12 protein-coding genes are annotated in these 12,508 nt (G+C 56.9%); 9 read left to right on the forward strand and 3 right to left on the reverse strand.

Features of this window, described 5'->3' with window-relative positions; genetic code table 11:
- Positions 1–32 precede the first annotated feature (32 nt).
- Positions 33–2,459 (reverse strand): glycerol-3-phosphate 1-O-acyltransferase PlsB, encoded by a 2,427-nt coding sequence (gene plsB / locus G9X48_RS00175; protein ID WP_041460351.1) that lies wholly within the window; start codon positions 2,457–2,459, stop codon positions 33–35.
- Between the two features lie 132 nt (positions 2,460–2,591).
- Here plsB and G9X48_RS00180 point away from each other — a divergent pair, with 132 nt between their 5' ends.
- The 4 genes from G9X48_RS00180 (at position 2,592) to G9X48_RS00195 (ending at position 5,527) form a co-directional block, all read left to right on the forward strand.
- Positions 2,592–2,960, forward strand: coding sequence for a diacylglycerol kinase (locus tag G9X48_RS00180; protein ID WP_069682685.1), 369 nt, complete (start codon positions 2,592–2,594; stop codon positions 2,958–2,960).
- Between the two features lie 108 nt (positions 2,961–3,068).
- Positions 3,069–3,677 carry a transcriptional repressor LexA gene (lexA, locus tag G9X48_RS00185; RefSeq protein WP_007888886.1) on the forward strand — a complete coding sequence of 203 codons (609 nt, stop codon included), beginning with the start codon at positions 3,069–3,071 and terminating at the stop codon, positions 3,675–3,677.
- A 125-nt stretch (positions 3,678–3,802) separates the two neighbouring features.
- Positions 3,803–5,110, forward strand: coding sequence for an MATE family efflux transporter DinF (dinF, locus tag G9X48_RS00190; RefSeq protein WP_097640917.1), 1,308 nt, complete (start codon positions 3,803–3,805; stop codon positions 5,108–5,110).
- A 207-nt stretch (positions 5,111–5,317) separates the two neighbouring features.
- The gene (locus tag G9X48_RS00195; protein ID WP_004388591.1) at positions 5,318–5,527 is read left to right on the forward strand and encodes a CsbD family protein; all 210 of its coding nucleotides are present in this window, start codon (positions 5,318–5,320) and stop codon (positions 5,525–5,527) included.
- Between the two features lie 109 nt (positions 5,528–5,636).
- Here the strand turns inward: G9X48_RS00195 and zur are convergent, their stop codons facing one another.
- The gene (zur, locus tag G9X48_RS00200; RefSeq protein ID WP_004388592.1) at positions 5,637–6,152 is read right to left on the reverse strand and encodes a zinc uptake transcriptional repressor Zur; all 516 of its coding nucleotides are present in this window, start codon (positions 6,150–6,152) and stop codon (positions 5,637–5,639) included.
- Between the two features lie 109 nt (positions 6,153–6,261).
- Here zur and G9X48_RS00205 point away from each other — a divergent pair, with 109 nt between their 5' ends.
- From G9X48_RS00205 to pspG, 4 genes are all read left to right on the forward strand, one after another.
- A complete protein-coding gene (locus G9X48_RS00205; RefSeq protein WP_007888891.1) occupies positions 6,262–6,768 on the forward strand; it encodes a cupin domain-containing protein in 507 nt (168 codons plus the stop codon).
- 148 nt (positions 6,769–6,916) lie between these two features.
- On the forward strand, positions 6,917–8,197 hold the full coding sequence (locus G9X48_RS00210) for a conjugal transfer protein TraF (RefSeq protein ID WP_007852468.1): 1,281 nt from the start codon (positions 6,917–6,919) through the stop codon (positions 8,195–8,197).
- 90 nt (positions 8,198–8,287) lie between these two features.
- Positions 8,288–9,283: a tRNA dihydrouridine(20/20a) synthase DusA gene (dusA, locus tag G9X48_RS00215; RefSeq protein ID WP_105629556.1), complete on the forward strand. Its 996-nt coding sequence runs from the start codon at positions 8,288–8,290 to the stop codon at positions 9,281–9,283.
- Between the two features lie 130 nt (positions 9,284–9,413).
- Positions 9,414–9,674 carry an envelope stress response protein PspG gene (pspG, locus tag G9X48_RS00220; protein WP_014727959.1) on the forward strand — a complete coding sequence of 87 codons (261 nt, stop codon included), beginning with the start codon at positions 9,414–9,416 and terminating at the stop codon, positions 9,672–9,674.
- Between the two features lie 180 nt (positions 9,675–9,854).
- Here pspG and G9X48_RS00225 read toward each other — a convergent pair whose 3' ends face one another.
- On the reverse strand, positions 9,855–10,838 hold the full coding sequence (locus tag G9X48_RS00225) for a quinone oxidoreductase (RefSeq protein WP_004388596.1): 984 nt from the start codon (positions 10,836–10,838) through the stop codon (positions 9,855–9,857).
- Positions 10,839–10,958: 120 nt separating this feature from the next.
- On the opposite strand from G9X48_RS00225, the gene dnaB reads away from it, so the two are divergent.
- Positions 10,959–12,365, forward strand: a complete 1,407-nt coding sequence (gene dnaB / locus G9X48_RS00230) for a replicative DNA helicase (RefSeq protein WP_004388597.1) — start codon at positions 10,959–10,961, stop codon at positions 12,363–12,365.
- Positions 12,366–12,508 lie beyond the last annotated feature (143 nt).

Here is a 12,508-nt window from a genome sequence, read left to right on the forward strand (position 1 = left end):
CCCGCCTTTTTACTGTCTGTCGCCAGACTCAATCACGCGCCCGCTTGTGCCGCCGCGCTCTCGATAGTCAGCCTCACATCGGAGGTCATCAGCTCTGCCAGCATCTGGTAAACCTTCATGGTTTCCGCCGGTTCGGCATCACCCGTATCGCTGATGTAGCCTTCATCACGCAGCGTCAGCACCAGCGTTGAGAACACGGCTTTATCGAAGAACTCCGGCGCGTTAATGCCGTGCAGTACGGAAAGACGCTGCGCCACCGTGCGGCTCTCTTTCTCAAGCGTACCGCGGTTGATGGACGGATTCGCGCTCAGCAGCCAGAAGGTAATCGCGTAGCGTTGCAGCGTTTCGCGCACGCCAGCGGCGAGCAATTGCAGCGTACGGGAGCGCGCCGGGTTCACCTGAAGCCATTCGTCGTCAGCAAGAATAAGCCCCTGCTGCGCCAGCTCGTTAACCAGCGCATCGACGACCGCCGACACTTCTTCTTTCTCCCAGCGCAGGAACAGCTCCGTCTTCAGCATCGGGAATAACAGTTCCACCTGCTGCTGCACCGCTTCGCGGCTGATGCGACGATGCTGGGTGACGATAGCGGCGATAAGCGACGGCAGCACCAGCATATGCATGATGTTATTGCGGTAATAAGTCATCAGCACCGCTTGTTCACGCGGCAGCACGATGATGTCGCCGATGGTGTCCTTCTCGACTTCAAACTTATTCATCTGCAACGCGTGCTCAATAAGCTGCGTCGCCGTGGCGTCCGGCACCGTGGCATCTGCGGCATAAGGCACATTACGCAGGAGATTCAGGTAGCAGTCGAGCTGCTCGGTAAGCTGCTCGCGCGTTAACGAACGCTGGCGCGAGGCCAGCAGCGCGGTGCAACACAGGTTCATGGCGTTAGCCGCGCCCGCGTTGTTGATACGCACCATCAGCTGAGCGGCAATCTCGTTCACCGTTGGCGTCAGCCACGCCGGGCGTACCGCTTCGATAGGATCGATAGCATCGCGCCACTCGGGCACGTGCTGGTTCAGGAAGGTGATGAGCGGCAGTGGCTCGCCGAAGTTCACATAACCCTGACCGAGGTTACGCAGCTTGCTTAAGCCGCGCAGCATCTGCAGCAGGCTCTCTTTCTCTTTGGTGGCACCGCGCAGCTCTTTGGCATACGTGCCCACTTCCATCACATGCTCATAGCCAATGTAAATCGGCACCAGCGTAATCGGGCGGGTGCCGCCGCGCAGCATGGCCTGAATGGTCATGGAGAGCGTGCCGGTTTTCGGGTCAAGCAGACGACCGGTACGTGAACGCCCGCCTTCCACGAAATATTCCACCGAATAGCCACGGCTGAAAAGTTCGCCGAGATATTCGCGAAACACCGTCGAATAAAGCTTATTACCCTTAAAGGTGCGGCGGATAAAGAACGCGCCCAGACGGCGGAAAATCGGCCCGGCGGGCCAGAAGTTCAGGTTGATGCCCGCGGCGATATGCGGTGGCACAAGCCCCTGATGGTAGAGCACATACGAGAGCAGCAGATAGTCCATATGGCTGCGATGGCAGGGCACATAGACAATTTCGTGGCCGTCGTGCGCAAGCTGGCGCACACGCTCGGCGTTATGCACGTTAATGCCCTGGTAGAGGCGGTTCCAGGTGAAACCAAGCACGCGATCGGTAATACGAATCGCCTCGTAGGAGAAGTCGGCGGCGATCTCTTCCATCAATGCGACAGCATTCTGCTGGGCTTTCTCGTGCGAGATTTTTTTAGTGCGCGCCTCGTCTTCGACGGCGCGGGCAATCGCTTTTGACGAGAGGAGTTTATTAAAGAGATCCTGGCGCGCAGGCAGGCGCGGGCCGACGGCGGCGAGGCGCTGGCGGGCAAAGTGCATGCGCGCCACACGGGCCAGTTTCTGGGCGATACGCTTGTCGGTGCCGTGCTCGGTCGCCATACGGCGCAGCGATACGGGCGGTGAGAAGCGCACAAAGCTGTCGCGGCCAAGCCACGAGACCGCGAAGAATTTCTGAATGCCGTTCAGCATGCGCAGCGGCGGGTTTTCCTCGCCTTTTTCGCGGCCTGGCGAGCGGCCAAACATAACCGACACCGGCACCATCTGGACGTCGAGATCCGGGTTACTGCGGTGCAGATCGAGATAGTTGTGGAAGAGTTTGATCGATTCTTCTTTGGGCGTGTAGTAGGTGAACACGCGGGGGCCGCCATGGATAAACACATAGCGCGGCAGTTCGGTGCCGTCGATGACCAGCGGATCCAGCGGATCGGGCAGATCGTGCTCCAGGCACTGCGCGCGTAGCGTCAGGAGATCCGCCTTCGAGTTATACGGCAACACATACATGATAGGGCGTGACGTATCGAGCCCAAGTTCGGGGCAGGGCGCCGCCGGGATGGACTTGCTTTTTACCAGCACGCTTAATGGTAAATTAAGTAATTTGTAGTAAATTCGTGGCCAACCGGACATAAACGATGTAAAGCCTCTGGTTAATAATGCAATTGCGGCGCAAGAATATCAGAAACTCCGTAGAATTTCTGTGGTGCTTCTTTATCGAAGCGCATTAGCATTGACGCCTGAATTTAAAAAAGGTTTCTTGTCATGGCCAATAACACCACGGGGTTAACCCGAATTATTAACGCTGCCGGCTATTCCTGGAAGGGATTACGCGCCGCCTGGAAAAATGAAGCGGCGTTCCGCCAGGAAGGGGTCGCCGTGATAGCGGCTATTCTTATCGCCTGCTGGCTGGATGTCGATCCTGTCACCCGCGTGCTGCTGATTGGCTCCGTTACGCTGGTAATGATTGTCGAAATTCTCAACAGCGCCATCGAAGCGGTGGTGGATCGCATCGGCCCTGAATTTCATGAGCTTTCAGGCCGCGCCAAAGATATGGGCTCCGCCGCCGTTCTGCTGTCGATTATCCTCGCGCTCGTCGTGTGGGTCACGCTGCTCTGGCAGCATTTGCGATAAGTTTTCCAGAAATCGCGAAAGAAGCGCTTTTTTAACCGGTTATGGTTTTAAAATCACCTTTAGCTGTATATACTCACAGCATCACTGTATATGCACCCAGGGGGCGGAATGAAAGCATTAACTACCAGGCAACAAGAGGTGTTTGATCTCATTCGGGATCACATCAGCCAGACCGGCATGCCGCCTACGCGTGCGGAAATCGCGCAACGTCTGGGTTTCCGTTCGCCGAACGCGGCGGAAGAGCACCTTAAAGCGCTGGCGCGTAAAGGGGTGATTGAGATTGTCTCCGGCGCGTCGCGCGGTATTCGTCTGTTGCAGGAAGAAGAAAACGGGCTGCCGCTGATAGGGCGTGTGGCGGCGGGCGAACCGCTGCTGGCTCAGCAACATATCGAAGGGCATTATCAGGTTGATCCTGGCCTGTTTAAGCCAAATGCCGATTTTCTGCTGCGCGTAAGCGGGATGTCGATGAAAGATATCGGGATTATGGACGGCGATCTGCTGGCGGTTCATAAAACGCAGGATGTGCGTAACGGCCAGGTCGTCGTCGCGCGCATTGATGATGAAGTAACGGTAAAACGCCTGAAAAAACAGGGTAATACCGTTGAGCTGCTGCCGGAAAACAGCGAGTTTAAACCGATCGTTGTGGATCTGCGCGAGCATAACTTCTCTATCGAAGGTCTGGCGGTCGGCGTTATCCGCAACGGCGAATGGCTCTGAGCCCTTTTCCGGCTCACTGACGCCGCATTACCGTAACTGGCCCGCCCCGGTTACGGTAATGACCTCTCCCGTCTGCTAAAGACTGCATATTTTTTCATCTTCGCGTAACGGCATCGGAACGCCATATGCCCTTTCTCACTTCTACCGATAAAGCTCTCTGGCGCCTCGCGCTGCCAATGATTTTCTCAAATATCACCGTGCCGCTCTTAGGCCTGGTGGATACCGCCGTTATTGGTCATCTCGACAGCCCCGTCTATCTGGGCGGCGTCGCGGTGGGCGCTACCGCCACCAGTTTCCTGTTTATGCTGCTGCTCTTTTTACGCATGAGCACCACCGGGCTAACCGCGCAGGCGTTTGGCGCGCGCGATCCGATAGCGCTGGCCCGCGCCCTGGTGCAGCCCATGGCGCTGGCGCTGATTGCCGGTATGCTGATTATCGCGCTACGTGAGCCGCTGATACATCTGGCGCTGCATGTTACCGGCGGCAGCGACGCGGTGCTGACGCAGGCCCGACGGTTTCTTGAAATCCGCTGGCTCAGTGCGCCCGCCTCGCTCGCTAATCTGGTGCTGCTGGGCTGGCTGTTAGGCGTGCAGTACGCCCGCGCGCCGGTGATCCTGCTGGTAGTCGGCAATCTGCTTAATATCGTGCTCGATCTCTGGTTCGTGATGGGGCTTGGCCTTAACGTCCAGGGCGCGGCGCTGGCGACGGCGCTGGCAGAGTATGCGACGCTTGGCATCGGTCTTATGATGGCGGCTCGCGTGCTGCGCCTGCGTGGTATTACCCTTGCGATGCTAAAAACCGCGTGGCGCGGCGGCGTTGGCCGACTGCTTGCGCTTAACCGCGACATCATGCTGCGCTCGCTGCTGTTGCAACTCTGCTTCGGTTCCATCACGGTGTTTGGCGCACGGCTCGGCAGCGATATCGTCGCGGTGAACGCCATTCTGATGACACTCCTGACCTTCACCGCCTATGCGCTTGATGGCTTCGCCTATGCCGTAGAAGCCCATGCCGGGCAGGCCTTCGGCGCGCAGGATAAATCGCAGCTGAGCAGCGTCTGGCGCGCGGCATGCCGACAAGCAGGGATGGTGGCGCTGGCGTTCGCGCTGCTGTATGCCGTGGCGGGGCAGTACATTGTGTCACTGCTCACGTCATTACCTTCGCTTCAGGCGCTGGCGAAGCCCTATCTCTTCTGGCAGGCCATCCTGCCGGTGGTCGGCGTCTGGTGTTATCTGCTGGATGGTATGTTTATCGGCGCGACGCGCGGGGCGGAGATGCGTAACAGCATGGCCGTCGCGGCGCTCGGTTTTGGCCTGACGCTGCTCACCTTGCCAGAGCTTGGCAACCACGGCCTGTGGCTGGCGCTCACCGTTTTCCTGGCGCTGCGTGGGTTGTCGCTCGGCTATTTATGGCGCCGGGGGCGTCTTTTGCACTGAATATCCCTGATACAGCGCCTCACCAGTAAAAGAAAATTTGTCGGTGTCAGCGCTTCGTTATGGTTAAAGATTCTGAATATCCCGCCAGGGTTAAAATTGACGTCTAAAATGAGTAGTACGTTCAGCAAATGATGAAGATGACTCGGGCTGAACCCCCACAGGAAAACCTGTGAGACTGATTCACTACCGAATGTTAAGGAGACGTCTATGAACAGAGATGAAGCTGGCGGTAACTGGAAACAGTTTAAAGGTAAAGTGAAAGAGCAATGGGGTAAATTAACCGACGATGATATGACCATCATCGAAGGGAAACGTGACCAGCTGGTAGGTAAAATCCAGGAACGTTACGGTTACGCGAAAGATGAAGCCGACAAGGAAGTGACCGACTGGGAAAGCCGCCACGATTACCGCTGGTAATCGGGCCACCACCTCAAACGGTATTTTCCCTCTGAGGCTGCCCTGCCCACCGGTACAAGGATGTACCACCCAATGATGTACCACTCAGTAAAGCGTTACCCAATTAGATTCAACGTCCTTTCTTTTTCACCGTAATGCTGTGGTCGTGACCACACTGTCCCTGATGGCGACACGCCTCAATTTCTGCACACGCCGCACACAGCCCATGCGCTTCAATCACGTTATGGCGTAACGCAAAGCCCATTCTGGCTGCCAGCGCATGCATAATATCTTCCACCCCTTCCGCTGCCTCTTCTTTTACCACGCCGCATCTGTCGCAGATAAACATCGCGGAAGTATGCGCCGGGTTATCAAATAAGTGGCACAGCACATAGCTATTGGTGGACTCCACCTTATGCACGAACCCCTGCTCCAGCAGAAAATCAAGCGCGCGGTAAACGGTGGGCGGTTTCGCCTGCGGTTCGCTTTCGCGTAATAAATCGAGCAGATCATAAGCGCTTATCGCGCCCGGCTGGATGGTCATCAGGCGCAGCACTTCGAGGCGCTGCGGAGTCAGGCGCACATTACGTTGCTGGCAGAGCTTTTCAGCCTGCGCCAGAACTTCCTGCGAAATCGTCGTATCCATCGGCATCCTCTATGAATCGTGTTGATGTCATCACTTTATCATGAACTGGCTGAAACACCGACATCCCGCCTGTGTTATACCTTTCAGTGAACATTAACCGGAGGTTTATATGCATACGCGCCCTGAATGTATTTGTCACTGGCAGGAAGTCGAAGGCAACGATGACGCCTGTTACCCGGACAGCGACGAACTGATGTCCATCGGCGCGCCGCTGGCGAAGCGTACCGGGCTCACGCGGCTCGGCATTCATCATGAGCGCCTGCCGCCGGGGCGTCGTACGTCTTATCCGCATGCGGAAAGCAGCGAAGAAGAGTTTGTTTATGTGCTCGAAGGGTTTCCGGATGTCTGGCTCAACGGCGAGCTGTGGCCGTTAAAACCGGGCGACAGCGTCGGCTTCCCGGCAGGCACCGGCCTTTGCCACACCTTTATCAATAACACCGACAGCGAAGTCCGGTTACTGGTGGTGGGCGAGGCGAACAAACCGGAAAACCGCATTTACTATCCGCTTAACGGCCCTTACGCCGCCACGCGCCCGGATCGCTGGATAGACCACCCGCCACAATTTTTTGGCCCACACGACGGCTTACCTACACGAATTAAGAACCCTAATCTATAAATAATGAGGGCGATCACGAAACGAGCCCGGTAGTGCCGTTGAGCTTTTAGCCTCAACCTCTGGCGTAGTGCGTTCTTCACAACAGAAATCGTCTCTGTCATGAACTGACAGAGGATGTCATTCATGTTGCTAATAAGCAGGGTAAACAGTGAAAAATATAATCAAACCTTCAGTGGCAGCCGTCGCCCTTTCTCTGGTGATGGCCAATCAGGCGAGTGCAGCCAATACCTGGGCGCAGGCGCGTAACGATGCGATGGGCGGCACCGGCGTGGCGTCAGCCGATTACGGCAGCGGCGCGTTAATTAACCCGGCATTACTGGCACGTTCACAGCCAGAAGATGACATTACGGTAATTTTGCCTGCATTACAGGCGCAAATTACCGATAAAGACAATCTCGAAGATGAGATAGATCATATCAGTGACCGCGTCGATTATTATCGCGATGTGGTCAACAGCCTGACGCCGGGCGATATCGCGGCCAACCCGATTGGCACGCTGCGCCAGTTCCAGGGCGCGGCGCGTGAACTGGGCGACGAGCTGGAATACCTGCGCGGTAAAACGGCAAGCGCACGTGCGGCGGGCGGCATCGCGGTGAGTATTCCAAACGACGTGCTGGCGGTGGCGTTTGTGGCGAAAGCCTATGCGCATGCGCGTGTCAGCACCCGTGTGGATCAAAGCGACATCGACTATCTGCGCCGCATCCAGAACGATGATATTTACGCAGGCACACAGATCATCAACGCCGCGATTAACGGCTCTGACGCTATCACCGATCGCCTGACGTCTACCGCGTTTGGCCGCGCGGCGATCGTTTCTGATTACGGCGTGGCGTTCGCGCATCGGTTCCAGGTGGGCGACGTGCCGGTTTCCGTCGGCGTTACGCCGAAGCTGCAGAAAACCTGGCTCTATAACTACACGGCTTCGATTTATAACTACGACAGCAGCGACTGGAACAGCTCGCGCTATCGCAACGATGACACTGGCTTCAACGTTGATGCGGGTGTGGCAGCGGATTTCGGCCCGAACTGGACCGTGGGCGTGAGCGGGCAGAACCTGATGTCGCGTGATATCGATACCAAAGAGGTTAACGGGTATAAAGATACTTATCAGATCTCGCCGCTGGTGACCGCGGGCGTGGCCTGGCATAACGATCTGGTGACCCTGAGCGCCGATGGCGATCTGACGGAAACCAAAGGCTTTAAGAGCGAAGAAAACTCGCAGTTCGTCGGCGTGGGTGCCGAGGTGCGTCCGCTTAGCTGGCTGGCGGTGCGCGCCGGTTATCGCGCGGACGTGAAAGATAACGAGAGCAACGTGTTTACTGCGGGCGTCGGTTTCGCGCCGTTTAACCGCGTGCATCTCGATCTGACCGGCATCGTTGGTGAAGACGAAACCTGGGGCGCAGGCGCGCAGTTGAGCCTGACCTTCTGACCATGTGCAGGGGCGCAATGCGCCCCTGCCTGAAGTTTGTGCTATAGTAGCGCCCCTTTTTCAGCCCGAACTTCAACTCGCTTAGCTATTATGACGTCCACATCCCGTAACGCTTTCCCCGCCCATCGCTTTTCCATTGCGCCGATGCTCGACTGGACCGATCGCCATTGCCGCTATTTCCTGCGCCAGCTCTCATCGCAGGTGCTGCTCTATACCGAAATGGTGACGACCGGCGCGATCATTCATGGCAAAGGGGATTACCTCGCCTATAGCGAAGAGGAACATCCGGTGGCGTTACAGCTCGGCGGGAGCGATCCGGCGGCGCTGGCGCACTGCGCGAAGCTTGCCGAGGCGCGCGGCTATGACGAGATAAACCTTAACGTCGGCTGCCCGTCCGACCGTGTCCAGAATGGCCGCTTCGGCGCCTGCCTGATGGGCGAGGCGCAACTCGTCGCCGATTGCATTAAGGCGATGCGCGACGTGGTCTTCATTCCGGTGACGGTGAAAACCCGTATCGGCATCGACGACCAGGACAGCTACGAATTCCTCTGCGATTTCGTCGGCACCGTGGCGGAGCAGGGCGGCTGCGACACCTTTATTATTCATGCGCGTAAGGCGTGGCTCTCCGGCCTGAGCCCAAAAGAGAACCGCGAAATCCCGCCGCTGGATTACCCGCGCGTTTATCAGCTCAAGCGCGATTTCCCGAAGCTTACGATGTCGATTAACGGCGGCATCAAAACGCTGGATGACGTGAAAACGCACCTTGAACATATGGATGGCGTAATGGTGGGCCGCGAGGCGTACCAGAATCCGGGCATACTGGCGTCGGTCGATCGCGAAATCTTCGGGCTTGATACGCCGGATGCCGACCCGGTGGCAGTAGTGCGCGCCATGTATCCGTACATTGAGCGTGAGCTGGCGAAAGGCACATATCTGGGTCACGTCACTCGCCATATGCTCGGGCTTTTTCAAGGGATTCCCGGCGCGCGGCAGTGGCGCCGCTATCTCAGCGAAAACGCCCATAAGCCTGGCGCGGATATTAACGTGCTGGAACAGGCGTTAAAGCTGGTGGCCGACAAACGTTAAGTTCACCAGAATATCGTCAATTTCACTAACGCCCCGGATGACATGCCGGGGCGTTTCTTTTGAATTCAGTAAGTTAAATCTGGCACGAAACTTGTAATAGCAGGGCATAACGTTTTTAAGGAGAACGAGAATGTTTGAACTGCTGTTTGTGGTGGCTTTCTTTCTGATGTTGCTGGCGACCGGCGTGTCGCTTATCGGGATTATCGCCGCGCTAATGGTAGCAACCCTGGTGATGTTTTTCGGTGGCGTGTTCGCGCTGATGATTAAAGTGTTGCCGTGGCTGCTGCTGGCAGTGGCGGTGGTGTGGGTGATCCGCACCGTGAAGGCCCCGAAAGTGCCCGAGTATCGTCGCACCTCACGTTACAGCCGGGCGAATCGCTGGCGTTACTAATAAGTTGCGGGGTTGATCACAACCTCGCAACTTTCCATGTTACTTTGCGCGCTAAGCCATGTTTTTTAACGGGCCTGTCTGGCACTATGTCAGCCGTGTTACCGAATTCATCAGCGCTGTACCCTACATATAGCGCAAACAATAAAAAGAAAGGGCTTCCTGCGGGAAGCCCTAATTCTTTCAGGGAATCAACAGACTGGAGCCTTGCGTGCTGCGGCTCTCCAGCGTCTTATGGGCGCGCGCGGCGTCTTCGAGCGCAAACTTCTGGCTCTGCGCCACCTCCACTTTAATTACCCCGCTGGCGATAAGCGAAAAGAGCTCGTTACTGGCTTCTTCCAGCTCGGCGCGGTTGGTCAGATAGCCGTTCAGTGACGGGCGGGTCACGTAGAGCGAGCCTTTCTGGTTAAGAATACCGAGATTCACGCCCGTCACCGGGCCGGAGGAGTTACCGAAGCTCACCATCAGGCCGCGACGTTGCAGGCAGTCGAGCGACGACTCCCAGGTCTCTTTACCCACCGAGTCATACACGACGCGCACTTTTTTCCCGCCGGTCAGTTCACGCAGCCGCTCCGGCACATTCTCTTCACGGTAATTGATGGTTTGCCACGCGCCCGCCTGTTTCGCCCGCTGGGCTTTTTCGGCCGAACCGACCGTACCGATAAGCCGCGCGCCCAGCGCTTTCGCCCACTGGCAGGCGATAAGCCCGACGCCGCCCGCGGCGGCATGGAACAGAAACATCTCGTCGGGTTTAATTTCATATGTCTTGCGCAGCAGATAAAAAACCGTCAGCCCTTTTAAAAAGCAGGCCGCCGCCTGTTCAAACGAGATAACATCCGGGAGCACAACGGCTTTCTCTGCCGGCACGTTATGCACCGAGCTGTAGGCACCGAGCGCCGACTGTGCGTAGACGACGCGATCGCCGGGTTTGAGGTGCGTCACGCCGCTGCCCACTTTAGTGACGACGCCCGCCGCTTCGGTGCCGAGGCCCGCCGGGAGCGCCGGTGGCGGGTAAAGACCGCTGCGAATATAAGTGTCGATATAGTTGATGCCGATGGCTTTGTTTTCCACCTGCACTTCCAGCTCGTCCGGGTCGGCCGGGGTAAAGGTCACCGCTTTTAACACTTCTGGTCCGCCATGCTGGCTGAACTCAATACGCGTCGCCATAGGAACTCCTTGTTAAGTGTCGGGCATGAAAGCAGGAGCGCGCAAACTGAGTACAAAACCACTCAGATCAGATACACTCCTCATTCTCTCTGATGATGATTTTTGGTAACTCCATTCACTATGGCAGGAAATAAACCCTTCAACAAACCCACTGAACCTCGTGACCCGCAGGTCGCCGGGCTGAAAATGCCGCCGCATTCCATGGAGGCGGAACAGTCGGTGTTGGGCGGTTTGATGCTGGATAACGAGCGCTGGGACGATGTGGCCGAGCGTGTCGTGGCCGAGGATTTTTACACCCGCCAGCACCGCATGATCTTCACCGAAATGCATCGCCTGCAGGAGATGGGCAAACCCATCGATCTGATTACGCTTTCTGAATCACTTGAACTTCAGGGGCAGCTCGAAAGCGTCGGCGGTTTTGCGTATCTCGCGGAGCTGTCGAAAAATACGCCAAGCGCCGCGAACATCAGCGCTTATGCTGATATCGTGCGCGAACGCGCTGTCGTACGCGACATGATTTCCGTCGCCAATGAAATTGCCGACGCCGGTTACGATCCGCAGGGCCGCACCAGCGAAGATCTGCTCGATCTCGCCGAATCGCGCGTGTTCCAGATAGCCGAAAACCGCGCCAATAAAGACGAAGGGCCGAAAAGTATCGATCAGATCTTAGAAGCCACCGTCGCGCGTATCGAAACGCTCTATCAGCAGCCGCACGACGGCGTGACGGGCGTGGATACTGGCTATCAGGATCTCAATAAAAAGACCGCGGGCTTGCAGCGCTCAGATCTGATTATCGTGGCGGCGCGTCCGTCGATGGGTAAAACCACCTTCGCGATGAACCTATGTGAAAACGCCGCGATGCTGCAGGATAAACCGGTGCTGATCTTCTCCCTTGAGATGCCCGGCGAGCAGATCATGATGCGTATGCTGGCGTCGCTCTCCCGCGTGGATCAGACGCGCATTCGTACCGGCCAGCTGGATGACGAAGACTGGGCGCGTATTTCTGGCACGATGGGCATCCTGCTTGAGAAGCGCAATATGTATATTGACGACTCCTCGGGCCTGACGCCGACGGAAGTGCGCTCCCGCGCGCGGCGTATTTATCGCGAGCACGGCGGCTTAAGCCTGATTATGATCGACTACTTACAGCTGATGCGCGTGCCGTCGCTCTCTGATAACCGTACGCTGGAAATCGCTGAGATTTCCCGCTCGCTGAAAGCGCTGGCGAAAGAGCTTCAGGTACCGGTGGTGGCGCTCTCGCAGCTTAACCGCTCGCTGGAACAGCGCGCCGACAAGCGCCCGGTGAACTCGGATCTGCGTGAGTCCGGCTCTATCGAGCAGGATGCCGACCTTATCATGTTTATCTATCGTGACGAGGTGTACCACGAAAACAGTGACTTAAAAGGCATCGCGGAGATTATTATCGGTAAGCAGCGTAACGGCCCGATAGGCACGGTGCGCCTGACGTTTAATGGGCAGTGGTCGCGGTTTGATAACTACGCGGGTCCCCAGTACGACGACGAATAATTAATTTGGCTATTTCACTTGCGATTTTGGGCTTGGGCAGTGCTCGCCATCCTCACGTACTTCAGTACGCTCCGGTGGCTGCGCGCTGGCCGCACCCAAACTCGCTGCGCCAATAACGCCAAATTGTCTGTAGCTTAAAAGTT

The sequence above is a fragment of the Cronobacter sp. HA18006 genome (assembly GCF_011605445.1).
GTDB lineage: Bacteria > Pseudomonadota > Gammaproteobacteria > Enterobacterales > Enterobacteriaceae > Cronobacter > Cronobacter sakazakii.